Raw genomic sequence first — 23,945 nt, forward strand, 5'->3', positions numbered from 1 at the left:
CCTCTGTGACTGAACCCCGCATCCGGATCGACCGCGCCGCCGTCGACTTCCCGATCTTCGACGCCAAGACTCGGTCGCTGAAGAAGGCCGTCCTCGGCAAGGCGGGCGGCCGGATCGGCACCGACGCCAAGGTGCCGATCATCGAGGCGCTGCGCGACATCACCGTCAGCCTGGACAAGGGCGCCCGCGTCGCGCTCGTCGGGCACAACGGCGCCGGCAAGTCCACGCTGCTGCGGCTGATGGCCGGCATCTACGAGCCCACCCGCGGTCGCTCGCTGGTCCGCGGCAAGGTCGCGCCGGTGTTCGACCTCGCCGTCGGGATGGACCCGGAGATCTCCGGCTACGAGAACATCCTGATCCGCGGCCTGTTCCTGGGCATGACGCGCAAGCAGATGGAGGCGCGGATCGACGACATCGCCGCCTTCACCGAGCTGGGCGACTACCTGGAGATGCCGCTGCGGGCGTACTCGACGGGTATGCGGGTGCGGCTCGCCCTCGGCGTCGTCACCTCGATCGACCCCGAGATCCTGCTGCTCGACGAGGGCATCGGCGCCGTCGACGCGGAGTTCCTGAACAAGGCCCGCGACCGGCTCCACGAGCTCGTCGACCGCTCCGGGATCCTGGTCTTCGCCTCGCACTCCGACGAGTTCCTCGCCGACCTGTGCGACACCGCGCTGTGGATGGAGCACGGGACGATCAAGGAGTACGGCCCGCTGCACGAGGTCCTCGACCACTACAAGGGGCGGACCCCGTCGTGACCGGACCGCTCCCGCCCGGCTCGGTCGTCGGCGTCGTCGTCACGCGGCACCGGGCCGAGCTGCTCGTCGACTCGCTCGCGGCGATGGCGAAGCAGACCCACCCGCTGGCGCACCTGATCGTCGTCGACAACGGGCCGGACCTCCCCGCGCGTGACGCGGTCGAGGCCTGCCCGCTGCCGACGACGTGGCTACCCTCGTGGTCCAACCTCGGCGGCGCGGGCGGCTTCGCCCTGGGGATGCTGCACGCACTCGCCATGGGCGCGGAGTGGATCTTCCTGGCCGACGACGACGGCCACGCCGCCGACGAGTCCACCCTCGCCACGCTGCTCGACGTCGCGTCGCGGCACGGGCTCGCCGCGGTGTCACCGGTGGTCGCCGACAAGGCCGACCCGGACCGCCTCGCCTTCCCGCTGCGCCGCGGCGTCACCTGGCACCGGTCCCGCTCGGCACTGGGCCCCGACGACCTGCTCCCCGGGATCGCCTCGTTCTTCAACGGCGCCCTCTTCCGGGCCTCCACACTGGAGGTCATCGGGGTGCCGGACCTGCGCCTGTTCGTCCGCGGCGACGAGGTGGAGATGCACCGCCGGATGGTCCGGTCCGGGCTGCCCTTCGGCACCGCGCTGCAGGCCACCTACCTGCACCCCTACGGCTCCGACGAGTTCAAGCCGATGCTCGGCGGGCGGCTGCACGCCCAGGACCCGGGCGACGAGGTCAAGCGCTACTACACCTACCGCAACCGCGGCTACCTGATGTCCCAGCCCGGGATGCGGAGGATCGGCCTCCTGGAGCTGCCGCGGTTCGCCTGGTACTTCCTGGTGACGAAACACGACCCGCGCGCCTTCCTCGACTGGCTGACCCTGCTCCGCCAGGGCCGCCGCGAGCAGTTCCACCGCGCCCCCTGACCGGCACCCCTCCGGGTCGGTCACCTACCGCACCCCTCGTGAGGCCGTCGCACCCTCCGCGACGGGTGCGACGACCCCCGCAGGGGTGCGACAGCTCGCCGGATGTGGGTTGTCCACAACGAGGCCGGTTGTCCACAGGGTGGCGGGTGCGGGCGTCGTCCGGCGCCGGGGCGGCTTGAGTGGGGATGTGGACCTCCTCGACTCGGTGCCGCTCGACTCCGGTGGCCTGCTGCGGCGCGGCACTCTCCTGGCAGCCGGGTTCGGGCGGGACGAGATCGACCGGCTCGTGCGGGCCGGCCGGCTGGTCGGCATCCGGCCCGGTGTCTACCGGCTCCCCGGTGAGGCGGAGCCGACCCGTGCCGAGCTCCACCGAATCAGGGCTCGGGCCGCTGCTCCGGAGCTCGCCGCCGATGCGGTCTACGGCGGTGTGACGGCAGCCGTGCTGCTCGGTCTGCCGCTGTGGCGGGTTCCGCTGGGTCGGCTGCACGTCTTCCGGGACCGGCCCGGCGGTGGCCGCATCCGGCCGGGTACGCACGTGCACGCCGTACCGCTGCCCGATCGGGATGTCGTGGACGTGGGCGGTTTGCGGGTCACCTCGGCCGCCCGGACCGCGGTCGACCTCGCCCGCACCCTCACGACCGAGCAGGCGCTGGTCACACTCGACGCCGCGCTCCACCGGTACGTCCGCCGCAACCCGACCCTGCCACCACCGCCCGGCGCCGTCGACCCCGCGCAGCTCGACGACGTCCTCGGCCGATTCGCCGGTCGACGCGGGGCGCCGCGTGCACGACGCGCCATGGACCTCGTCGACGAGCGGACGGAGAGTCCGGGAGAATCCCGTAGCCGCTTCCACCTGCACGCCGCCGGGCTGCCCGCACCGATGACGCAGTGGGAGGTGCCGGGGCTCGGCTACCGGACCGACTTCGCATGGCCCGGGCACGGCGTCGTCGGGGAGTTCGACGGACGGATCAAGTACGGACGCACGCTGCGGCCCGGCGAGGATCTCGAGGACGTCCTGTGGCGGGAGAAGCGGCGGGAGGACCGGATCCGGTCGACGGGACTCACCGTGGTGCGCTGGATCTGGTCCGACATCGACGACCGGGGCCCGGACGGCATGGTGCCCCGCCTGAGTCGCCTCCTCGCCGTGCTGCCGCACCCCACGTGAGGTCGTCGCACCCGACGCGGACGGTGCGGCGACCGCAGCCGGGGTGCGAGAGCAGGTCAGTTCTTGAAGATGACCCAGCGCAGCATGACGAAGTTGATCGCGGTGGCGGTGCCCTGTGCGATCACCCACGCCAGCGTGACGTCCCAGGCCATCGGCGGCAGGACGTGCAGGACCAGCGAGTTGACGGCCACGTTGACGGCCAGCGTCGTCCCGTAGAGGGCCACGAAGCCGGCGAACCTCGCGCGGCCGCCGGTGTTCGCGCCGGTGAAGGTGAAGCGCTTGTTGAGCAGGTACGCCGTCGTCGTACCGAGGATGAAGCTGATGCCCTTCGCGAACGGCACCCACAGGCCCGCGCTCAGGAGCAGGTGGTAGACGCCGAAGTCGACGATCGCGGAGAGCACACCGATCGCGACGAAGCTGCCCAGCTGGCGGACGAGGCCGAGGCGCGGGGCCGGGGCGTCGGCCGGACCGGTGGCCGGGGGCTCGGCCCGGGTGGGCTCGGTGGCGGTCACCCATCGAGGGTAGCGGCGCGCGCCGCAACGACCGCGTCGACCCACCGGAGCGCCGGTCGCGCCCCTCCGACCTGCTGATCCGTCCGTGACCGTGGACAAGACAACGTACTTTGCCGTACAAAGTCGGTGACGGAGCAAACCAGTTGGCAGTGGGGGAAGCATGCAGGACCGGACGGACACCGACGTCGACGACCAGCCGCCGCGATCACCGGCCGACGCGCTCGCGATCATCGAGCGTGAGCAGGCCCGGCAGATCCCGCCGTACTGGATCTTCTATCTGATCTGGGGCGCGGCCTGGGCGGTCATCGGGCTCGCCTGGTTCACGAACGGGACCGGCGCGGTCACCGCGGTCACCGCGGGCGTCCTCACCGGGCTGGCGATCGCCGGGGGGTCGATCGGCAGCGGTCTGGTCGGCGCCCGGATGGGACGCGGCGTCGCCGGTCCGAGCCAGCTCCACGGCGCCCTCTACGGCTGGGTGTGGCCGGTGGCGATGATCGGCGTCGTCGCGCTGACGGTCGGTCTGGGCCGGCTCGGGGCGCCGGTCGGGTTCGCCATGCCCGCACTGTTCGTGTTCGTCACCGGCGGCCTGTTCGCGGTCGGGGCCGCGGTCCGGCGTGACATCCCCGACTACGCGCTCGGGCTCGGCCTGGTGGTGCTCGGCGCGGCGCTGCCGTTCGTCCCGGCGCCGTGGCACGCGCTGGCACTGGCGCTCGTCGGCGGCGGCGCGCTGGTCGCCACCGGGCTGTGGACGCGGGCGCGGGCGGTCCGGTGACCGAGCTCGACCCCGTCATCCACGCCCAGGCCCGGCTGCGGGTCACCGCCACCCTCGCCGCCCTCGCCGACGGCGACCGCATGACCTTCCCGCGGCTGCAGGAGCTGCTCGGCATGACCGCGGGCAACCTGTCCACCCACCTGCGCAAGTTGGAGGACGCGGGCTACGTCGCGATCGCCAAGACCCACCAGCGGCGCACCCCGGTGACCTTCGTCGAGCTGACGAGAACAGGCAGGCGGGCCTTCGAGGACTACACGGCCGCGCTGCGGGCACTGCTCGACCCGGCGGCCGACCCGTCGGAGGTGCGGTCGTGACCGCACCGGTGGAGCTGCACGGGGTGACCCGCCGCTACGGCGACACCGTCGCCCTCGACGACGTCGACCTCGTCCTGGAGCCCGGCAGCCTGACCGGCCTGCTCGGACCGAACGGGGCGGGCAAGTCGACGCTGGTCAACCTCGTGTCCGGGCTGCGCCGACCGGACACCGGCACGGTGCGGCTGTTCGGCGGGGACCCGCGCGACGCGGTGAACCGGGTCGCGCTGGGCACCACTCCGCAGCAGACCGGGCTGCCGGACACGCTGCGCGTCGGGGAGATCGTCCGGTTCGTCGGCGCCCACTTCCCCGACCCGGTCGGTGCCGGCGAGCTGCTGGGGCGCTTCGGCCTCGACGGGCTGGAACGACGCCAGGCGGGCGGGCTGTCCGGCGGCCAGAAGCGCCGCCTCGCGCTCGCGCTCGCGTTCGTCGGCCGGGGTCGGCTGGTGCTGCTCGACGAGCCGACGACCGGCCTGGACGTCGAGGGCCGCCGCGCCCTGTGGGACACCGTGCGCGCGTTCCACGCCGACGGCGGGACGGTGCTGCTGACCACCCACTACCTGGACGAGATCGAGTCGCTGGCCGAGCGCGTCGTCGTCCTGGCGGGCGGGCGGATCCGCGCCGACGGCGACGTCGACGCCGTCCGCGGAGCCGTCCGGGTGGGGCGGGTGTCCTTCCGCGCGGCGACCCTTCCCGACCTGCCCGGCGTCGAGCGGACCGAGCGCGACGGCGACCTCGTCACCCTGCACACCGCCGACGCCGACGAGCTGGTCCGCACCCTCGTCCGGCACGACGTGCCCTTCACCGGCCTGTCGGTGTCCCGGGCGTCGCTGGAGGACGCGTTCCTGACCCTGACCGGAGGCCCGTCGTGAGCATCGCCGCAGCGCACGCCCGCTACCTGATCCTGGAGCAGCTGCGGATCCCCGTCGCGGTGCTGTCCACCGCGCTGTTCCCAGCCCTGACCCTGTGCTTCTTCGTGCTGCCGTTCGACTGGGGCGACGACCCGGTCGCGGTGACCCGCTCGGTCGCCCAGCTCGCACTGTTCGGCGTGCTCAGCGGGTTCCTGTTCACCTTCGGTGTGGGCGTCGCCGACGACCGCGAGAAGCCGTGGGATCCCTACCTGCGCACGCTGCCCGCCCCCGCGTCGGCGCGGGTGGTCGGCAGGCTCGCGGTCGGGGTGCTGTTCGCGCTGCTCGGGATGCTGCCGGTGGTCGTGCTGGGGGCCCTGCTCACGCCGGCGTACGTGGAACCGGCGCGGCTGCCGTTCGCGTTCGTGACGCTCCTGGTGGCCGGGCTGCCGTTCCTGTTCGGCGGGCTCGCGATCGGCTACTCGCTGCCGACCAAGGCCGCGCTGCCGGTGACCCAGCTGGCGTTCTTCCCGATGGCGTTCGGTGGCGGTCTGCTGCTGCCGCCGGAGCTGTTCCCCGGCTGGCTGGCCCGCGCGACCGAGGTGCTGCCCACCCGCGGGGCCCGTGACCTGCTGCTCTGGTCGCTCGGCGGGCCGGTCCCGAGCGGTCTGGCGCTGGGCGCGTTCGCGGTGTGGACGGTCGGGCTGGCGCTGCTGGTGGGCTGGGCGTACCGCCGCGACGAGGGGCGCCGCTTCCGGTGAGCCCGGTGCCGGCGCTCAGAAGTGGCGGCCGGCGAAGGTGTAGCGGGTGCGCACCGTGACCGAGCCGGCGGCCGTCCGGCCGTAGACGCGGAAGTGCGGGCGACCGTGGACGGCCCGGCTGGGCATCTTCGAACGGACCGAGCCGTACTGGGAGACGAGGCCGTCGACGTCGGCGGTGGCGTTCTCCGGGACCAGCAGCCGGGCCGACCCGGCGCCGAGCTCCAGCTCCACCTCGACGACGGGCATGGGCAGCTGCGCGTCACAGAAGTCCAGCAGGACCGCGCCGAGCGAGGTCTGCACCCGCAGCCGGGCGGGGACCGCCCAGTCGCCGCGGCGCTTGACCCCGCCGACGCCGCCGCGCAGCACCGTGGGCGGGCCGACCGGGGTGGCGAGGACGTCCGCGGACAGGTCCAGCGGGTCCCCGGGCAGGTCGGACAGCACGGGGAGCAGCTCGGAGCCGAACCGGGCGCCGTAGACGACCGACAGCCTCTCCTGCAGCTCCTCGACCGAGATCCGGCCCTCGGCCATCGCACGGTTGAGCCGCGTCGCGGCGCGCTCGCGGTCGGCGTCGGAGATCCTGATCTCCCGACCCTCTCCGGGTAGCCGCGCACCGGTCACCCCACCAGGGTAAACACCTATCCGACGGGTGCGGCGTCCGGCAGCCGGAACAGCCACACCCCGCCGTCGAACCGGCCGGGGTCGCCGGTGACCCGACGGGTCCAGGCCAGCGCACGGGCCTCGTCGCCACCGGCGTACCCGGGGACGAACGCGACCGCGGTGATCCCCAGGTCGCGCAGCTCGCGGTGGGCGGCGGCGGTGTAGTCGTCGCTGGGGTCGTTCTTGCCGTCGGCGACCCACTGCGCCCCGATCTGGAACCGGTTCCAGCGGGACTGGATGGCGACGTCGTCCTCGGGATCGGAGGCGATGAAGTAGCCGCCGCGGATGCGGAACGACGGGCCGGAGGCGGCCTGCCAGCGCAGTCCCTGCGCGCCGTCGTCCCAGGCCGCGGTGATCCGCGGGTAGATCTCGACGACGTCGGCCGGGCCCAGCGGCGCCGCCCCGGCCGCGAAGAAGGCGGGCACCGGCGCGGGCCGGACCTCCTGGGCGTCGGCGGGCAGCCAGGACACCACCGCCAGCGCGGCCAGGGCGACGGCACCGACCGCCGTCGCCGGGGTGCCGAGCGGCATCCGGTCCACCCACAGCGCGACGACGACGGCGACGCACAGCGCCGTCACCACCTGGATCCGGACCGGCTCGACCTCCGACAGCAGCGGGACCTCGGCGAACCCGAGCCAGGGCAGCGGGATCCCCGTGTAGTCGCCCAGCAGCACGACACTGGTGCCGAGCGAGGCGACCCAGGACAGGAACCCGACCGCGGCGACGACCCGCAGCGTCGTCGACCGGACGACCAGCACCGCGACGACGACCAGCGCCAGCACGGCGACGCCGACGTAGCCGCCCTGTTCGCCGATGTGGCCGCCGAGTTCGGTGCCCGTGCCGTCGGGCACCGCCCGGACGGCGGTCAGCCGCGTCGGGACGAGCAGGTTCGCGAGGTCCGCGCCGGTGGCGTGCACGTTGCGGATCGCGCCGCGCGGGCGGTTCGGCCCGGCCAGCACCAGGTACAGCGGGTAGGCGCCGAGCACCACGAACACCCCGACGCAGGCCAGGCCGGCCCGGACCAGTCCGGGCAGGTGCGCGCGGACCCGGCGGGGGAACCGCAGCGCGAGCACCACCGCGGTGACGACCAGGAAGATCACGCCGATGGCGAGGGTCTGGGTGTAGAGGACGAGCTGCCCGACCAGCGCGAGTCCGGTCAGCGCCCCCACGAGCCACGGGCGACGCAGCGGGCCGCGCGCGAACAGGTGGTGCGCGACGAGCAGGAGCAGCGGCGGCAGCAGCGACCACGTGAGGTTGAGGTGCCCGGCGATCGCGTGCGCCAGATGGAACGGGGAGAACGCGTACAGCGCACCGGCGATCCCGCGGGCGACCCAGCCGCGGGTGCCCGCGTCGACATACGGGCCGAGCGCGGCGACCAGGACCAGTCCGGACACGACCGGGCCGAGGACCAGCCCGACGTTGAACGCGGTCACCGAGCCCGCGACCAGGGTCACCGGGGCGAGCGCCAGTGCCAGCAGCGGCACCGCGGTGTTCCACAGCGCGTTGAGCCCGTACGGCCAGTGCATCCAGTCGGTGACCAGCGGGTTCTCCCCGTGCGTCACGGCGAACGGGAACCAGTGGAGCCACCAGGCGAACATGTCGGCGTCGGCGGTGACGTGCCCGATCAGCAGACCGCCCGGGTCGGCGAGCACCCGGCGCTGCAGCCACAGCGAGACCAACAGGTAGCCGAGCCCGAGCAGCACGTACAGCCCCGCGGTCGCGCCCCGGCGCCGTGTCGGGGGCAGCGGGAGGCGGACCTGCCGCTCGTCGAGCACCCGCCCAGGGTCGCACCCGTCGTCGTCGGTGGCCCTCGCTACCCTGGCGACGATGACGGACACGACCGTTCCCAGCAGCACCAGGACCGACGCCCCGGCGCGACGGACCGCCTCCCTGCACGGCTGGGGACGGACCGCACCGACGGTCGCCCAGCTCCTCACCCCGCGCGACGCCGAGGACGTGGCCGAGGCCGTCCGCACGGCGGGCGAGCGCGGCGTGATCGCCCGCGGGCTCGGCCGGTCCTACGGCGACCCGGCGCAGAACGCGGGCGGTGTCGTCCTCGACATGCCGGGCCTGAGCCGGATCCACGCCATCGACCCGGACACCGGCGTCGCGGACGTGGACGCGGGCGTCAGCCTGGACCAGCTCATGCGCGCCGCGCTGCCGCTCGGGCTGTGGGTCCCGGTGCTGCCGGGCACCCGCCAGGTCACGATCGGCGGGGCGATCGGCGCCGACGTGCACGGCAAGAACCACCACACCAAGGGCAGCTTCGGCAACCACGTCGAGTGGCTGCAGCTGGTGACCGCGGACGGCTCGGTCCGCGAGCTGACCCCGTCCGGGCCGGACTCGGAGCTGTTCTGGGCGACCGTCGGCGGGATGGGCCTGACCGGCGTCATCGTGCGGGCCAGGGTGCGGCTGCACCGGACCGAGTCGGCGTACTTCGTCGTCGACACCGACCGCACCGACGACCTCGACGGCCTGCTGGAGCTGCTCACCGACGGCTCCGACGACACCTACGGCTACTCGGCCGCCTGGTTCGACACCACCGCGACCGGCGCCCGGATGGGCCGGTCGGTGCTGACCCGCGGCTCGCTCGCGACCGTCGACCAGCTCCCCGCGAAGCTGCGCTCCGAGCCGCTGAAGTTCGACGCGCCGCAGCTGCTGACCTTCCCGGACGTCTTCCCGAACGGGCTGGCCAACAAGCTGTCGCTGACCGCGTTCTCCGAGCTGTGGTTCCGCAAGGCACCGAAGCGCCAGCGCGGCTCGGTGCAGAACATCACGGCCTTCTACCAGGTGCTCGACGTGTTCGGGGACTGGAACCGGGTCTACGGCTCGAAGGGCTTCCTGCAGTACCAGTTCGTCGTCCCGATGGGGGCGGAGACCGAGCTGCGCCGCATCGTGTCCACGATCGCGGCCTCGCCGCACAAGTCCGGGCTGAACGTGTTCAAGCGCTTCGGCGCGGGCAACGACGCACCGCTGTCGTTCCCGACGGAGGGCTGGACGATCACCGTCGACTTCCCGATCGCGAACGGGCTGTCCCGGTTCTGCACGGAGCTCGACGAGATGGTGCTGGCCGCCGGCGGGCGGCTGTACCTGGCGAAGGAGTCGCGCACGTCGCCGGAGGCCTTCGCCGCCGGCTACCCGCGGTTCGCCGAGTGGAAGGCGATCCGCGACGGCGTCGACCCGACCGGCGTCTTCGCCTCCGACATGTCCCGCCGCCTCGCACTGACCCTCTGACGTCCGGAGCCAGCACCATCATGATCGACGCAGTCGGCAATCCGCAGAGCATCCTGCTCCTCGGCGGCACCTCCGAGATCGGCCTGGCCACCGTGCGCGCGTTCGCCGCGGACCGCCCGTTGCGGGTCGTGCTCGCCGCCCGCCCCGGCCCCCGGCTCGACGCCGCCCGCGCCGAGCTCGAGGCGCTCGGGTGCGGCGTGGAGACCATCGAGTTCGACGCCAGGCGCATCGAGACCCACCCCGAGGTCGTGAAGAAGGCCTTCGCGGGCGGGGACATCGACGTCGCCGTCGTCGCGTTCGGGCTGCTCGGCGACAACGAGAAGGCCTGGACCGACGTCGACCACGCCGTCGAGCTGGCGCAGGTCAACTACACCGCGACCGTCTCCACCGGGGTCGCGCTGGCCGAGCGGTTCCGCGAGCAGGGCCACGGCTCGCTCGTCGCGATCTCCTCAGTCGCCGGGGAGCGGGCCCGCCGCTCGAACTTCGTCTACGGCTCCACCAAGGCCGGGATGGACGCGTTCTACACCGGGCTGACCGAGGCGCTGCGCGAGTTCGGCGTGACCGTGACGATCGTCCGGCCCGGCTTCGTGCACTCGAAGATGACCGAGGGCCTCGACGCCGCACCGCTCGCGACCACCCCGCAGGCCGTCGCCGACGTCATCGTCGACGCGGTGCGGACGGGCAAGGAACTGGTCTGGGCACCGGCGCCGATGCGCTTCGTGATGAGCGCCCTGCGCCACGTGCCCCGGCCGATCTTCCGCAGGCTCCCGATCTGACCCGGGGGCGGCCTACCAGCCGTCGACGTGCAGGACGGTGTCGAGCGGCTGGCGCTTCGCGGGCTTGAACGTGTCGCCGGTGTAGTACGCGACCGGCAGCAGGACGCCCTGCCGCACGTTCTCCGGGATGCCCAGCAGCTCGGCGATCTCCTTCTCGTACTGCAGGTGCAGCGTCGTCCAGGCGCTGCCCAGGCCGCGGGCACGCAGCGCGAGCTGCAGGCTCCACGCAGCCGGGAGGAGCGACCCCCACATCCCGGCCTGGTTCGACGCCGGCAGCTCGGCCTTCGCGTCCATCGCGCCGATGACCAGCACCGGGACCTCCCCCATCCGGTCCGCGAGGTACTGCGCGCTGTCCGCGACGCGGAGCTGGGTGGCGTCGCGGTCGGCGTCGCCGTGGGAGCGGGTCGTCGGGTACTGCGAGGAGTTCCGGTAGGCCGTGAACGCCTTCCGGTAGTACTCGCCGACGGCCTTGCGCTTCTCGGCGTCGGTGAGCACCAGCCAGTGCCAGCCCTGCTGGTTGGAGCCGCTCGGGGCCTGCAACGCGACCTCGAGGCTCTCCCGGACCACCTCCAGCGGGACCGGGCGCTCCAGGTCCAGGCGCTTGCGGACCGATCGGGTGGTGGTGAGCAGCTCGTCGGGCCCGAGTGGCAGCACATCGCTCATGCCCTGCACGCTACGGCGCCGCCGGCCTCCTCGCGATGATCACCGCGCGCTCCCCTGCGCCCACCTCGCACGTGAGGCGCCCCACGGACCGCTGCGCACGGGTCGCGGCCAGACGCGGGTCGGCCCAGGTGGGGACACCGCCATAAGGGCCGCGGGTCAGCCCGTCGGAGCCCTCCCGGACGATCTCGAACCCGGCGTCGACGAGGATCTCCCGGATCCGCAGGTGCCCGCGCGGGACGCGGGGCGGCACCCAGCGGGCGCCGGCCAGCTCCCGGCCGCGGCCCTCGGCGTCGGCGGCGACGACGAGTGCGCGCCCGCCCGGCTCGAGCGCCCGGAACCAGCCGCCCGGGCCGAGGTCACCGGCCAGCGCCGCGTCCGGGAGCCGGTCGAGCACCTCCACCGCGGTCAGCGACGCGACCGGCCCCGGCAGGGCATCCAGGGTCAGGTGCACGGGGCATCCCGGCGCGCCCGCACGCATCGCCCGGGCCTCGGCCTCCGAGCCGGCCAGCCCCGAGACCGGGCCGAGCCGGGCCAGCCCGGCGAGCAGGACCCCGCCGGCACCCGCGACGTCGAGGTAGGGGCCGCGGCCCAGGTGGTGGCGGGCCAGGCGCAGGTACCAGTGCAGTGCGGCCCGCTCCGGCGGTGCGGCACCGGCGGGCTCGGGCAGGTCGGCGAGGGGCGGGGTCGTGGGGATCATCGGTCCATCGCGTCGGTGGGCGGGGCCCGTCCTGGTCGCGACGGGCGGGCCCGTCCATTGTCACCGACGCGGCGTGCCGCGGTGCCCGGGCGCCGGCGTCACGTCCCGGGCACCGGGATGCGGCGGCACCGGACCGCTCCCCGGTGCGTGGACCACCGCCGGGCGGGCACCGCCGGTCTCCCCGTCCCGCGGGACCGGATCCGGAGCGGGTCGGCGGACGCGGCCGTGCCCCCGGACCACGGTGGTGGTCCGGGGGCACGGCCGTGTCACCCGCTCCCCAGCGGAGTCTCAGGCCCCGTGAGCCGGCTTCTTCCGGCCGCGACGGGCCGCGGCGGCACCGGAGGCGGCGACGATCGGTGTCGCGGCGCTGGCGTGTGCGTCGTCGCGACGACGGCCGGCCCGCCCGCAGTTCTCGGCGCCGGTCCGCGTACCGGGCAGCGCCGACGCGGAGCGCATCGCCCGCGGTGCCGGGACGACACCGCGGTCGTCGGCGAGCCCGCGCGCCGCGATGTGCAGCGACCGCAGCCGCTCCATCCGGTCGACCCCGGTGGTGGTGCCGGTGCCTTCGACGACCGGGGTGAACAGGTCCCCGCCGGTGCCGGCGCCGCCGCTGCGCATCCGGGCGACGGCGACCAGGTCGGCGGACAGGTCACCGTGCCCGGCGCCGTCGAAGTCGGCGGCACGGGCCGCGGCCAGACGCTCCAGCACCCAGCGGGCCGAACCGGCCGGGGCCGGGACGTCGATCTCGGCTGCGGCGGGCACGTCGGCGGGGTCGGCCTCGGGACGTCGCGGTGCCCGGGTGGGCAGCGCGGGCGCCGGGACGACGATCGGGTCGGCCGGGGCCGGCTCGGACGCCGGGGCGGTGGGCTCGGGCTCGGCGACCGGCGCGGACGGGGCCGCGACGGGCGGGACGACCGGCATGGCGGCGGTCCGCGCGTCGTCGGCCGGGGCCTGCTCCGGCGCCGTGGTGGGGGTCCAGCCCGACGTCGTGGCGACGGCGGGGCCCGCCGAGCGGCGGCGGACCACCGGCAGCGCCTCCGTCACCGAGGGCACCTCGCCCTGCTGGACCGGCGCGAACGGCTGCGCCGGGGCCGACGGCTGCGACGGCACGGACCGCGGCGCCACCCGCCGGGCGGGCACGGCCGGAGCCGCTGCGGCGGGACCGGCGGTGTCCGGGGCGGCGGACACGACCGGCAGCACCGAGGTCACCGGCTCGTCGGTGATCATCGGCAGCACGGAGGTCTCCGGGTCACGGCGCGCCGCGTCGTTGTCCACGACGCGGCGGGCGGCCGGGACCGGGTCGGGGGCGACGACCGCCTCGACGGACTCGGGGGCGGGCCGGGTCCGGCCCCGCATCCACCGGCGCGCGGGACGTTCGACGAGCGAGTACAGCAGGTGTGCCACGGGCAGAGTCCCCACGAAGACGGTGAGCGCGATCAGGTGCCCCGTCTCCCCGCCGCGGGGGAGGACACCGGAGTCGCTCAGGAACCAGAAGATCTCGAACATCGGGATGTGGACCAGGTAGAGGGCGTAGGAGATCCGCCCTCCGTGCACCATCGGGCCACGGGTCAGCAGGTGGTGCACCGGCCCGCGGTCGGCGAGCGCGAAGGCTCCGACCAGGACCGGGAAGGCGACGACGGCCAGGCCGTGCAGCCCGCCGCCGACGACGGACCCCGCCAGGAGGACGAACGGCACCGCGGCGACGGTCGCCGTCGCCGTCGCCGCGGCCGCGGAGCGGACCCGCTCGGTGGCGCGCAGCCGTCGCACGGCCAGCATCGCCAGGACACCGGCGGAGAACCCGCCGAGGATCCGGACCAGCCAGCTGTACGGGTAGTACGGCGACCCGACCACGAGGAACGCGGCCGCCATCGGCGCGGTGCACAGCAGCGACCCCGCCGCCAGCACCGCGAACGGCAGGTTCCGCAGCCGGAAGAACCCGAGCGCCAGCAGCGGGAACAGCAGGTAGGCCAGCCACTCGGCGCTGATCGACCACGTCGGGCCGACCCAGGACGCGCCGTCGAGGTACTGCTCGTCCCACATCTGCACCAGGAACAGCTGCTCGAGCCACGCGCCGACGCCGAACGACGGCTGCACCGCCTGGTAGGCGACGTCGGTCGTCGACCCGAACAGCAGTCGCGCCACCAGCCACACGCCGAAGAGGTGGAACACCACCGCGTAGGCGGGCCACATCCGCGCCGCGCGGGCCCACACGAACCCGCCCGCGTCCCGCAGTCGCAGCCGCGGGCCGAGCCGGTCGAGGTAGGTCCAGGCGATGACGAAACCGCTCAGGACGAAGAACAGGTCGACGCCGAGCGCACCCTGTGTGATCAGCGGTCCGAGCCAGCCGTTCACCGTCTCCACACCCGCCATCGGGGTGAAGTGGAAGTGGAACGCGACGACCCAGAGCGCGGCGACGATCCGCAGCCCCGTCAGCGCGAGCACCTCACCGCCGCCATCTCCTCCACATCGGACGGACGAACCACCCTGTTCGGGGATGGTTCCGCCGGCGGCGGGCGCGGCGGTGGCCGGGTCGTCGGCCGTCGCTCGCGAATCGGTGCAGATGCTCACACCGGGGCCAACGAGGCGAGATCACCACCGTCACCGGTGACACCCGAACAGTGCCCGAATGTCGCAGCTGGTCACACACGGTGATCAGAACCCGGAGTGACCGACCTTGAGACCCCGGGTGGGTGGACTACGCCGGACGGGTGGACGGCCGGGGGTCACGGGGGGATCACAGTTGATCACCGGGTGGCGTCTAGCCTCGGTCGCGTGCTGACCGCCGACACGGAGGCGGATCCCCGTCCGGGATCCGGCCCCACCGACCGCCGGTCGCGTCCGACCGACCGCCTGCTCGCCGCCGCGCTGGGCCTGCTCTCGGCAGCGCTGGCGCTGGCGATCCCGTTCCTGCCGGTCGTGCAGAACACGGCGACCGTCAGCTGGCCGAACGCCACGACCGGCACCGCGCCACTGAACGCCCCCCTGGTCGCGTACCGGCCGGAGAGCCTGACCGCGACGATCGGCTGCGACGCGATCCGCAGCCTCGACGACCGCGGGCCCGGCCGCGCGACCGTGCTGTCCACGACGCCCACCGGCGCCCCGGACGGCGCCACGGTCGGGCTGCGCATCGCCGTCGCCGACGGGGTGGTCACCCTCGACAACCGCGGTCAGCGCATCGCCACCGCACCGCTGCCCCCGCCGGGCGCGCCCTGCGCGCTCAGTTTCACCTCGGACTTCGACGCGACGACGGCGACCCTGGGCGGGGCCACGCTCTACGAGTTCGCCGGCGACGGCCGTCCGCAGCTCACCGGGATCCACTCCGACCTCGACGCGGCCCGCGACCCGATGGGCGGCACGAGCGTCCGGTTCGACACCGACAACCGCTACGACACCGACGCCTCGACGCTCAAGCTCGTCGCGGGCGGCGTCGCGATCGTCGCGCTGTTCGGCTCGCTGTTCTTCCTGCGCCGGATCGACGACGCCGACGCCCGCCGCGTCGTGCACGGCCGCCGGCTGGCGCGCCGGCTGCGCGGGCAGGACGACCTGCGCGACGCCGTCGTCGTCGGCGTGCTAATCGTGTGGGCCCTCATCGGGTCGATGACCAGCGACGACGGCTACATCCTCGACATCTCCCGGGGCAACGACACCGCCGGCTACATCGGCAACTACCACCGCTGGTTCGACGTCCCCGAGGCGCCGTTCGGCTGGTTCTACCAGCTGTACTCGCTGTGGAGCGGGGTCTCGGAGTCGGTGCTGTGGCTGCGCGTCCCGGCGCTGGCGATGGGCGTCGCGTCGTGGTTCCTGATCAGCCGGGCGCTGCTGCCGCGCCTCGGCACCCGGGTCCGGCGCAGCCGCTCCGCGGGCTGGGCCGCGGCCGGGGTGTTCCTGTGCTTCTGGCTGCCGTTCAACAACGGGCTCCGCCCGGAGACCGTCGTCGTGATCGCGGCGCTGGTGTCGTTCGTGATGCTGGAGCGCGCCCTGGCGACCCGGCGGCTGCTGCCGGTCGCGGGGGCACTCGTCGCGGGGGCGTTCGCCGTCGCGGCGACGCCGACCGGTCTCATCGCGCTGGCCCCGTTCCTGGCCGCGGCCCGGCCGCTGCTGCGGCTGTTCACCGAGCGGATCCGCACCACCGGGTGGACGGCCACCCTCGGCCCGCTGCTCGCGGCCGGTCTGATCGTGCTCACCGCCGTCTTCGGCGACCAGACCCTCGCCACCGTCGCCGAGGCCACCCGGGTCCGCCAGGACATCGGCCCGAACCTGCCCTGGTACCAGGAGCTCGCGCGCTACGACCTGCTGTTCAGCGACAGCCGCGACGGCTCGCTGCAACGCCGTTTCCCGGTCCTGCTGCTGTGGCTGTGCATGATCGTCTCGACGATCGTGCTGCTGCGCCGCGGCCGCATCCCGGGCGCCGCGCTCGGGTTCTCCCGGCGACTGCTCACGAGCACCGCGCTGTCGTTCGCGGTGCTGGCCCTGACCCCCACGAAGTGGACGCACCACTTCGGCGCGTTCGCCGCGCTCGCCTCGGGCGTCGCGGCGCTGGCCGCGCTGGCGACGAGCACCGGTGTGCTGCGCTCGCGACGCAACCAGGCGCTGTTCCTCGGCGCGGTGCTCGCGGTGACCGGTCTGGCGTTCCGCGGCCCGAACACCTGGTGGTACGTCTCGAACTGGGGTGTGCCGTGGTTCGACAAGCCGGTGTCGGTCAGCGGGATCCAGGCGACCACGGTGCTGCTGGTCCTGGCGTTCCTGTCGCTCGTCGTCGCCGGGGTGGAGCACCTGCGCTCGACCTCGGGGGTGCCGCGCCCGGTCCGGCGGACCCTCGGGCGTCGGCGCGGCCGGATCGGCACCGTCCAGGCCGTCCGGCTCGGGTCGGCGCCGCTCGCGGTGATCTGCGCGTTCATGGTGCTGTTCCAGGTCGCCTCCCTGGCCAAGGGCATGGAGAAGCAGGCGGGCTCCTACTCGCTGGGCGCCGACGTCCTGACCGACCCGACCGGGTCGCGCTGCGGGCTCGCCGGGCGCATCCAGGTCGAGACCGACCCGGCCGCGAACGTGCTGCCCGTCGCGCCGGAACCGGTCGGCGTCCCCGACCCCGGTCCCCTGGCCGAGGGCTTCGCGCCCGACGGCCTGCCCCCGACCGGACCGGGGTCGCTGCGCGACAACAGCGGCGACGGCGACGACCGGCCCGGCGTCACCGGTACCGGCCCGCTGGGTGGGCCGGTCACGGGCAGCTGGTCATCCGATCCACAGAACACCGGTGACTACAGGTCAGCGTGGTACTCCCTGCCACAGGCGGCCCGGAACGGGGCCGCACCCCTGGTTCTCGGCATCGCTGGAACGGTGGGCGGAGGCAACACCCTCACTCTGCAGTTCGTCCGCGACGGGCAAATCGTCGACGAGGTCGAGCCCGATGGCGCGCTGGGGACGGTGACCACGACATCAGACTTTGCGGGCGGCGCGGCGGCCGGACGGGGTTGGCGGGACGTCCGGATGACCCTGTCCGGCCGTCCCGCCGCGGCCGCCGATGTTGTGCGAGTCGTCATACGGGATCGCGGTCTCGGGCCGAACTCCTGGATCGCCGTCGCTCAGCCACGGGTGCCGCGGCTGACTCCGCTCACCGAGCTCACCGGCGGTGGTACCGCCTATCTGGACTGGGCGACCTCGTTCGTACACCCCTGCCTCAAGCGCTTCGGTGTGCATCGCGGCATCGCAGACATCCCAGTTTTCCGGATGCTCGCGGACCCGCAGCAGCGCACCGTCGCCGATGAGTGGGGACGCAGCTATGCCGGAGGCCCGCAGGGCTGGCTGATCCGCACCGGAGTCCAACGGTTCGTGCCGTCGTACCTCCCCGGCGCATGGGACTTCGATTGGGGGCAGATCCGACTGGTGGAGCCCTACGATCCGCGCGCGCTGGAAGCGCCGGTTCAGGCCGGCAGCCGCACGCTGTGGGGCTGGCAGCGGGTCGGAAGGGCCGGCTCTGCCTCCGCCGACCCCGCGTCGCTGCCCTGAATGAGGTTCGGGACGATGGGTCCGGACCGAGTGGGCGACCGAAAGGCACGAGTCAGCGATGTTGAGTACGACGGAGTACGCCTCGGCGACTGATCGGCGGCCCACCTCGACCGATGAGAGTGCCGGATCGCTGACGGTGCAGCGCGGTCACTTCACCGGTCCTGGACGGATCGTCCCTGATGACCTTTACGCCGAGGTACTCACCGGGGTCGCGCGACGCGAGCGCGACCGGCTGCATCTGGTCGCGGGGACCCATGTCACCACCAATACCTACTGGGGTCGGCTGCACGCGACTTACTGGCAACGCTGGACCGCCGTCTCCTCGGTTCGTGTTCGCCTTCACGTCTCGGGCGCCGGCTGTGTCTGGCTGATGGCATCCGACGCCAACAAAGTCGGACGCGCGGTGGCTCAGGCCACGGTGCAGGGGTCGGATGAGACCGTCGAGGTGGACGGACCGGTCGACAGGTTCCTCGACGGCGGCGGGATGTGGCTCGAGTTCGCCACGGAGACCGATGAGATGACCGTCTCTCAGGTCCGGTGGATCGTCGAACCGGTCGCACCGCAGCGCCCGGTCGATCTGACCATTTGCTCCTACAATCGGGTCGACGAGTGCCTGAACACCCTGAGTTCACTGATCAGTGACCCCTACGCGCTGGACCGGATCGCGGTGATCCGCGTGGTGGACCAGGGGAGCGACCCGCTCGAGGACAATGTCCGTTTCGCGGATGTCGCTGATGCCCTCGGCCATCGGCTCGACTATCGACGGCAGGCGAACCTCGGGGGGGCGGGCGGCTTCACCAGAGGTCTGTTCGAGGCCACGTCGGGCGCTCCAGCAGACGACCATGACGTCCTGCTGATGGACGATGACGTGCTACTCGATCCCGAGATCATCGTGCGTCTCACCGGCTTCGCCGCGTGCACCGGCACGACCACCATTGTGGGCGGACAGATGCTCAATCTGCTCCACCCCGCGCATCTCCACCGCTCCGCCGAGTTCGCCAACCCGGAGGAACTCGAGAACGGCAACTGCGTACCGGGCGGGGTGGAGGAGGGCTTCCTCCTCGGCCGGGATGAACGGCTGCTACCAAATGTTCTGGATCGACGTGTGGACACCGTCTACAACGGATGGTGGTCCTGTTTGATCCCTGCTCCGGTCGTCCGGGCGATCGGTTACCCGCTGCCGTTGTTCTTCCAGTGGGACGACGTCGAGTTCGGATACCGCGCCCGAGCGCACGGGTTCCCCACGGTATCCCTCCCCGGCGCCGGCGTCTGGCACTCCGACTTCGGCTGGAAGGACTGGGACGAGTGGCACCGGTACTTCAACCTCCGCAACGGATTGATCATGGCGGCACTGCACACGCCATTCGACGTTCGGGTGGTCTGCAGAACCGTCACCAAGTTCCTCCGCGAGTATCTGGTCGCGATGCAGTACGGGCTCGCGGCGACTCTGCTGACAGCCGTCGAGGACTTCCTGCGTGGTCCAGAGATTCTCGACGACGGTTCTGCGTCCGCTGCGGCCCGGATCCGCGAGATCCGAACGGCCTACCCCGAGACGCGCTGCGTCCCGATGCACGAACTGGAACTCGACTTCCGGGAGCTCGTCGTGCAACCGGCTGCTCCGAGGCCCAGCCGTGAACTCCTCGTCTGGGCCAAGCGCACCGTTGCCCAGGCGACCGGCCGCACCCGGATCCGGTCGGGCATGGTCACGGCTGGCGAGGCTCACTGGTGGCATGTGTCACAGTTCGAGCGCGCTGTCGTCACCGACATGGGGGAAACCGGCGTCCGTGTACGAACCCGTGACACGCAGCGACTGAAAGAGCTCTCCCGCCGCGGCCTGGGTGTGGTGCGGCGGTTGTACCGCGAGGGTCCGGTCGTAGCACGACAATGGCGCGATGCGGCCCCGCGTGTCACGTCACGGGAGAACTGGACTCGGCTCTACGACGCCTGATCTGTGCGACTGACGGAGGTGGACTACGCCTGGGTCTGGCCGGTGGTCTTCTGGCGGAGCCTCTCATAGGGGTTCTGTCCGCCGAGGCCGCCGTGGGGGCGGTGGTTGTAGTAGTCCTTCCATTCGCGCAACTTGTCGTCGAAGGTGCTGCTGTCGTCGATGACGACGCCGTCGAGGAGCCGGTAAAACTCCTCGGCGTCGATGCGGTGGGAACGCTCCACCTTCCCGTTGAGCCGCGGGGTGCGGGGCTTGATGTAGGTGCGCTAAATGCCCTTGTCGAGAGCGTGCCAGTGGAAACCCGACCAGAACTCCGCGCCGTTATCGGTCTGGATCACGTCGACCCTGAACGGGAGGCGTCCGAGGACGTGATCGAGGAACGCGACCGCGGTGTTCTGGTCGACTTTCGGGTAGATCTTGAGCACCCGTAGCCGAGTGCAGTCGTCGCTCGCAGTGAACTGGTAGAAGCGCCGCCGGCGGCGCCGGGCCAGCTTCGTCGGCTCGCCCATCGGGTTCCCGGCCTGTACTTCGGGGCCGGTCTTGGACCTTGCAGGGGTGTTGTCAGCTGCGGGCGGTATGGCTTCGGCGAACATGACGTCGATTTGGATCCGGTGTCCGGGTTCGGCTTTCTCGTAGCGCTTTCACCGCGGTCGCGGCGCTGGTAGCGCTGGGAGGCCGGAAGGCGGTTGAGGTCGAGGCGCTTGAGGATCCGCCGCACACCGGACGGGCTGATCGTGACGTCGTGGTCGCGGGCCAGGTACATAACGATCTTCGCCGGGCCGAAGTGACAGGTCCGGCGCAGGTGCACGATCTTGTCGATGACCTCGGTCGGGGTGGCGCTCGGGCTGTGGTGTGGCCGGTGGGAGCGGTCGCGCAGCCCCTCTGGGTCGTCGGCCTCGAAGCAGCATAGCCAGGTGTAGTGGCACTGGCGGCTGATGCCGTAGTAGCGGCACGTCATCGCGACGTTTCCGCTGATCTCCTCCGCGTGGCGCAGCACCGCCAGGCGGCGACGGACCTGACGGTCATGCAGTGGATCACACACGAACAGGTCTTCTAATGATCAAGAGATCCAGGTGTCAACGCCCTCCGCCAGTTCTAGATCTACGACGTCTGATCAGGGTGTCCACATCAGCGGTGGACGCCCCGACAGGCCCGAAACGGTCGTCATCCCCCGGGCCACCGTGGGCGGCCGGAGCGGCTCACGCGGCACCAGGCGCAGTGCCTCGGCCCTCCAGGTGGTCGGCATCCCGTCGACATAGGTGGGAACCGGCTGGAGACGATAAGCCTGCAGCAGCCCCGCGAACGGCCCGCCGGCCGACCGGGCCATAGCCTCGGGCAGGTCGCGTCCGGGGGTCACGACCACGTCCGGGACCTCGGCGATGCCGCCTGCGAGTGTGGCCTGCCGCCGGCAGGTCAACAACGGTGCGATGGGCCAGTCCAGGAGAGCCGGGGCAGTCGCCGGAACGAGCGCGCTGAGCGGGATCGTGCGCGGGACGCGCGGCCGAGAAACAGTCAACCAGGAGTCCGGTTCGGAGACCTCCTGAACCGCGACCACCCGCACGAGGTCAGCACCGGGTGCCGTGGCGATCGGGTCGAACCGCGCCGGGGAGACCCGAGGTTGAAGATCCACAAGTATGTCCGCGATCACGGTGGGGCCGGTCGGCGTGCTGCGCCCGAACTCGACCGTCACACGTCCGCGGCCCGACCCGCCGACCTCGACGACGACCGGACCCAGTGCGTCCGCCGGTAGGGCGTACCAATCGCTGCGCAGGGACCCCGGACTGCCATCGTCGATCGTCCACATATCGGTGGCGGGCAGTCCTTCCCGGCTCGCGTGCTCGACACGGTCCGCAGGACTGCGCATTCCTCCGGTCGACACGGCGGCGCCGTCTCGACCCGCCGCTACGGGGAGCAGACCGAGGACTGGGTCGGGTTCCACCCGCAGGTACGGATCCAGTCCGCAGTCGTCGCCGACGAGAGCTGCGGCAGTCGTGCGAGGCTGGGAGTAGCCGGAGGTCAGTACGGTCGCGCGCACGAGACCATACGTCTGCAGCACGGTGGTTCCGATCAGCAGCGTCACCACGGCCAGGCCGATGGGCGGGACGAGGTACCGCAGGAGCTGCTGGCGATCGCGCAGGACGATTCCGACCAGGAGCCAGGCCACGCCCAAAGAGAGAGCGATCGTGGCGAGCCGGACGCCGAGCACCTGAGGCGGAATGTCCCAGAAGGTCACCTGCTCCGCGGACGCCATCCACCACATGGCGGACCCGTTCAACGCGAGGGCCGCCGCGAGGGCGATCGCGGACAGAATCAGCGCCCGGTCCGCCTCACTCCGGACCGCACGGCAACCGATCCACGTCACCACAACAACGAGCACGGTGAGGTGGCCGGCAAACCCCCCGAAGTGATGGGACCACTTGGTGGGGACAAACGCCAGGGCGGCGAGACCTGCGGCCGTGGCTGCAAAGAACCGGACCAACCGGTCGTGGTGGGTACCCACGATGCGTCTCCGACGCACGAGCACGGTCGTCGACACCACCAGCGCCGTGACGAGCAGCAGAACCGCGGCGCGACGCCCGAACGCGCCTTCGACCTGCAGTTTCAGTAACGCCTGATAGCGCGTCCACTCGTCGGACCAGGAGAAGTTCGGGCCGATCGCGGTTCGTATGGCCGTCCCGGCGCGTACGGCACCGACAGTCTGGTCGGCGAACATGACCAGGACGACGATACCGACCGATCCTGCGACGGCGCCGACCGTCACCGGTACGGCCCCGCGCCGATGCAGCATCAGGCGTAGAACCGCGGGTGCCGCGACCAGGAGGACGACGATTGCGACCAGACCGGTCGGCGCCGTGGTCAACGTCAAGCCTGCCAAGAGCGTGGCGAGCGCGATCGGCAACAGGCGGCGCGCGGCGATGCCGTGCTCGACCAGGCACCAGACGGCCACGGTACCGACCGCGACGTAGGGCTCCGACCGCAAGCCGACGTTGAACGGTAGCCACCCTGCGAGGAAGGCAACCGCTGCCACCCATGGCACCCAGCCCATGCGGCGCCCGCCGGGCAACAACCGGAACACAACGATCCGGGACAGCATCCACCAGGCGAGCAGAGCCAAGAGGAGCGCAGGGAGCCGCATCCACAACAGCGGCGTTCCCTCGCCGGCCCACCATCGATAGACCTCGTAGAACGATCCGAAAGGCGCCTCGGGCGAGTTCAGCCAATGGTGGTAGCCGCCGACGAATCCGCTCCGGGCCGCGTCGGCGACCATCGTGGTGGTGTAGCCGTCGTCGACGGTAACCGGGCCGATCACGGTCCAGAGCAGAATCAGGACGACGACCGGTAGATCGGCACCCATTAGCTTCCGCGGTCGAGGGTGCGCGGCCGAAACCCGGCGGGCGTGCCGCCGATCGTGCAGCCCTGCGACGAGCAGAGACAGAACCGCACACGTCGCGCACACCACCGCCAGCGCGATCTTCGTGCCCGACGCAGCAGTTTCGAACCGGGTGTCGGCGGTGACCGTGGCCGATAGCCCGGCCGTCGATGTCGCAGGGGGAAGCTGGGAGAAGAACCCCGCAACGTACGGGCGGACGTCCCCGGCACCCTGAGCGAGAACATCCCCGCTCCGCGCGATGTGCCAGTCATCCGGGCCGATACGGACGGAGAGGTCACAATCAGGGCCGCTAAACAGGGTCCGCCCCGCGGACATCACGCTCACCGCGCCGGGCTTGACCGCACCGATCCACAGACCGTCCGGAGAGGTACCCGTGAGACCGGGCTCGGCGGTGGTGGAGAGCACCGCTCCGCCAGCAGGCAGGGCGGTGAACTGGGCACACGATACCGACGCCTCGACACCCAACGGTCGGTACGCCGTCAGGGGAACCGGGTTGGCGACCACGCCGGCAGAGGTGTCCCAGCTGTAGTCCACCATCTGCTGCACGACA

At 72.4% G+C, this 23,945-nt stretch carries 20 protein-coding genes and 1 pseudogene; 11 read left to right on the top strand and 10 right to left on the bottom strand.

Going from position 1 to position 23,945, the window contains the following annotated elements:
- Positions 1-5: 5 nt before the first annotated feature.
- The 3 genes from KPF22_RS29185 (at position 6) to KPF22_RS29195 (ending at position 2,825) form a co-directional block, all read left to right on the top strand.
- Complete coding sequence (locus tag KPF22_RS29185) at positions 6-758, top strand: ABC transporter ATP-binding protein (protein WP_062399276.1); 753 nt, start codon at positions 6-8, stop codon at positions 756-758.
- On the top strand, positions 755-1,660 hold the full coding sequence (locus KPF22_RS29190) for a glycosyltransferase family 2 protein (RefSeq protein ID WP_224403917.1): 906 nt from the start codon (positions 755-757) through the stop codon (positions 1,658-1,660). Before KPF22_RS29185 ends, KPF22_RS29190 begins: the two co-directional genes overlap by 4 nt.
- A gap of 187 nt (positions 1,661-1,847) precedes the next feature.
- Complete coding sequence (locus KPF22_RS29195; protein WP_224403918.1) at positions 1,848-2,825, top strand: type IV toxin-antitoxin system AbiEi family antitoxin domain-containing protein; 978 nt, start codon at positions 1,848-1,850, stop codon at positions 2,823-2,825.
- A 56-nt stretch (positions 2,826-2,881) separates the two neighbouring features.
- On the opposite strand, the gene KPF22_RS29200 is transcribed toward KPF22_RS29195, so the two are convergent.
- Positions 2,882-3,337, bottom strand: a complete 456-nt coding sequence (locus tag KPF22_RS29200) for a GtrA family protein (RefSeq protein ID WP_308010484.1) — start codon at positions 3,335-3,337, stop codon at positions 2,882-2,884.
- A gap of 160 nt (positions 3,338-3,497) precedes the next feature.
- Here KPF22_RS29200 and KPF22_RS29205 point away from each other — a divergent pair, with 160 nt between their 5' ends.
- The 4 genes from KPF22_RS29205 to KPF22_RS29220 are packed head-to-tail and all read left to right on the top strand — an operon-like array spanning position 3,498 to position 6,029.
- On the top strand, positions 3,498-4,109 hold the full coding sequence (locus KPF22_RS29205) for a hypothetical protein (protein ID WP_208818672.1): 612 nt from the start codon (positions 3,498-3,500) through the stop codon (positions 4,107-4,109).
- Entirely contained in the window at positions 4,106-4,423 is a 318-nt protein-coding gene (locus KPF22_RS29210; RefSeq protein WP_224403919.1) for a transcriptional regulator, read from the top strand. Before KPF22_RS29205 ends, KPF22_RS29210 begins: the two co-directional genes overlap by 4 nt.
- Positions 4,420-5,292 carry an ABC transporter ATP-binding protein gene (locus tag KPF22_RS29215; RefSeq protein ID WP_208818674.1) on the top strand — a complete coding sequence of 291 codons (873 nt, stop codon included), beginning with the start codon at positions 4,420-4,422 and terminating at the stop codon, positions 5,290-5,292. Before KPF22_RS29210 ends, KPF22_RS29215 begins: the two co-directional genes overlap by 4 nt.
- Positions 5,289-6,029 (top strand): ABC transporter permease, encoded by a 741-nt coding sequence (locus KPF22_RS29220; RefSeq protein WP_178376629.1) that lies wholly within the window; start codon positions 5,289-5,291, stop codon positions 6,027-6,029. The genes KPF22_RS29215 and KPF22_RS29220 overlap by 4 nt, the downstream gene beginning before the upstream one ends.
- A gap of 15 nt (positions 6,030-6,044) precedes the next feature.
- On the opposite strand, the gene KPF22_RS29225 is transcribed toward KPF22_RS29220, so the two are convergent.
- A complete protein-coding gene (locus tag KPF22_RS29225; RefSeq protein WP_062399264.1) occupies positions 6,045-6,647 on the bottom strand; it encodes a DUF1707 domain-containing protein in 603 nt (200 codons plus the stop codon).
- Between the two features lie 17 nt (positions 6,648-6,664).
- A complete protein-coding gene (locus KPF22_RS29230) occupies positions 6,665-8,461 on the bottom strand; it encodes a hypothetical protein (RefSeq protein WP_224403920.1) in 1,797 nt (598 codons plus the stop codon).
- 52 nt (positions 8,462-8,513) lie between these two features.
- On the opposite strand from KPF22_RS29230, the gene KPF22_RS29235 reads away from it, so the two are divergent.
- Positions 8,514-9,920, top strand: a complete 1,407-nt coding sequence (locus tag KPF22_RS29235) for an FAD-binding oxidoreductase (RefSeq protein WP_208818676.1) — start codon at positions 8,514-8,516, stop codon at positions 9,918-9,920.
- Between the two features lie 20 nt (positions 9,921-9,940).
- Positions 9,941-10,696, top strand: coding sequence for a decaprenylphospho-beta-D-erythro-pentofuranosid-2-ulose 2-reductase (locus KPF22_RS29240; RefSeq protein WP_208818677.1), 756 nt, complete (start codon positions 9,941-9,943; stop codon positions 10,694-10,696).
- Positions 10,697-10,708: 12 nt separating this feature from the next.
- Here the strand turns inward: KPF22_RS29240 and KPF22_RS29245 are convergent, their stop codons facing one another.
- The 3 genes from KPF22_RS29245 to KPF22_RS32800 all read right to left on the bottom strand — a co-directional run bounded on the left by KPF22_RS29245 (position 10,709) and on the right by KPF22_RS32800 (position 14,498).
- Positions 10,709-11,359 carry a nitroreductase family protein gene (locus KPF22_RS29245; RefSeq protein WP_208818678.1) on the bottom strand — a complete coding sequence of 217 codons (651 nt, stop codon included), beginning with the start codon at positions 11,357-11,359 and terminating at the stop codon, positions 10,709-10,711.
- A 10-nt stretch (positions 11,360-11,369) separates the two neighbouring features.
- Positions 11,370-12,056: a hypothetical protein gene (locus KPF22_RS29250; RefSeq protein ID WP_224403921.1), complete on the bottom strand. Its 687-nt coding sequence runs from the start codon at positions 12,054-12,056 to the stop codon at positions 11,370-11,372.
- A gap of 288 nt (positions 12,057-12,344) precedes the next feature.
- Positions 12,345-14,498, bottom strand: coding sequence for an acyltransferase family protein (locus tag KPF22_RS32800; protein ID WP_308010485.1), 2,154 nt, complete (start codon positions 14,496-14,498; stop codon positions 12,345-12,347).
- 330 nt (positions 14,499-14,828) lie between these two features.
- Here KPF22_RS32800 and KPF22_RS29265 point away from each other — a divergent pair, with 330 nt between their 5' ends.
- Both KPF22_RS29265 and KPF22_RS29270 read left to right on the top strand, forming a co-directional pair.
- Complete coding sequence (locus KPF22_RS29265) at positions 14,829-18,059, top strand: arabinosyltransferase domain-containing protein (RefSeq protein WP_224403922.1); 3,231 nt, start codon at positions 14,829-14,831, stop codon at positions 18,057-18,059.
- A 58-nt stretch (positions 18,060-18,117) separates the two neighbouring features.
- The gene (locus tag KPF22_RS29270) at positions 18,118-20,007 is read left to right on the top strand and encodes a glycosyltransferase (protein WP_224403923.1); all 1,890 of its coding nucleotides are present in this window, start codon (positions 18,118-18,120) and stop codon (positions 20,005-20,007) included.
- A gap of 23 nt (positions 20,008-20,030) precedes the next feature.
- On the opposite strand, the gene KPF22_RS33760 is transcribed toward KPF22_RS29270, so the two are convergent.
- The 4 genes and pseudogenes from KPF22_RS33760 to KPF22_RS29280 form a co-directional block, all read right to left on the bottom strand.
- Positions 20,031-20,261, bottom strand: a complete 231-nt coding sequence (locus KPF22_RS33760; protein ID WP_374107544.1) for an integrase core domain-containing protein — start codon at positions 20,259-20,261, stop codon at positions 20,031-20,033.
- 9 nt (positions 20,262-20,270) lie between these two features.
- Positions 20,271-20,597 (bottom strand): hypothetical protein, encoded by a 327-nt coding sequence (locus KPF22_RS33765; protein ID WP_374107545.1) that lies wholly within the window; start codon positions 20,595-20,597, stop codon positions 20,271-20,273.
- A 122-nt stretch (positions 20,598-20,719) separates the two neighbouring features.
- Positions 20,720-21,046 (bottom strand): annotated as a pseudogene (locus KPF22_RS33770) (helix-turn-helix domain-containing protein); the annotation flags it as partial.
- Positions 21,047-21,118: 72 nt separating this feature from the next.
- Positions 21,119-23,932 (bottom strand): arabinosyltransferase domain-containing protein, encoded by a 2,814-nt coding sequence (locus KPF22_RS29280; protein WP_224404000.1) that lies wholly within the window; start codon positions 23,930-23,932, stop codon positions 21,119-21,121.
- Between the last annotated feature and the right edge of the window lie 13 nt (positions 23,933-23,945).

The organism is Pseudonocardia sp. ICBG1034, from assembly GCF_020131375.1.
GTDB classification, from domain to species: domain Bacteria; phylum Actinomycetota; class Actinomycetes; order Mycobacteriales; family Pseudonocardiaceae; genus Pseudonocardia; species Pseudonocardia alni.

What these genes read in the sequence shown, in the direction of transcription:
- KPF22_RS29280 (WP_224404000.1), bottom strand. Translation starts at nt 23,932, where the DNA reads ATGGTGGACTACAGCTGGGACACCTCTGCCGGCGTGGTCGCCAACCCG.
- KPF22_RS29250 (WP_224403921.1), bottom strand. Translation starts at nt 12,056, where the DNA reads ATGATCCCCACGACCCCGCCCCTCGCCGACCTGCCCGAGCCCGCCGGT.
- KPF22_RS29235 (WP_208818676.1), top strand. Translation starts at nt 8,514, where the DNA reads ATGACGGACACGACCGTTCCCAGCAGCACCAGGACCGACGCCCCGGCG.
- KPF22_RS33765 (WP_374107545.1), bottom strand. Translation starts at nt 20,597, where the DNA reads ATGTTCGCCGAAGCCATACCGCCCGCAGCTGACAACACCCCTGCAAGG.
- KPF22_RS29240 (WP_208818677.1), top strand. Translation starts at nt 9,941, where the DNA reads ATGATCGACGCAGTCGGCAATCCGCAGAGCATCCTGCTCCTCGGCGGC.
- KPF22_RS29205 (WP_208818672.1), top strand. Translation starts at nt 3,498, where the DNA reads ATGCAGGACCGGACGGACACCGACGTCGACGACCAGCCGCCGCGATCA.
- KPF22_RS29245 (WP_208818678.1), bottom strand. Translation starts at nt 11,359, where the DNA reads ATGAGCGATGTGCTGCCACTCGGGCCCGACGAGCTGCTCACCACCACC.
- KPF22_RS29270 (WP_224403923.1), top strand. Translation starts at nt 18,118, where the DNA reads ATGTTGAGTACGACGGAGTACGCCTCGGCGACTGATCGGCGGCCCACC.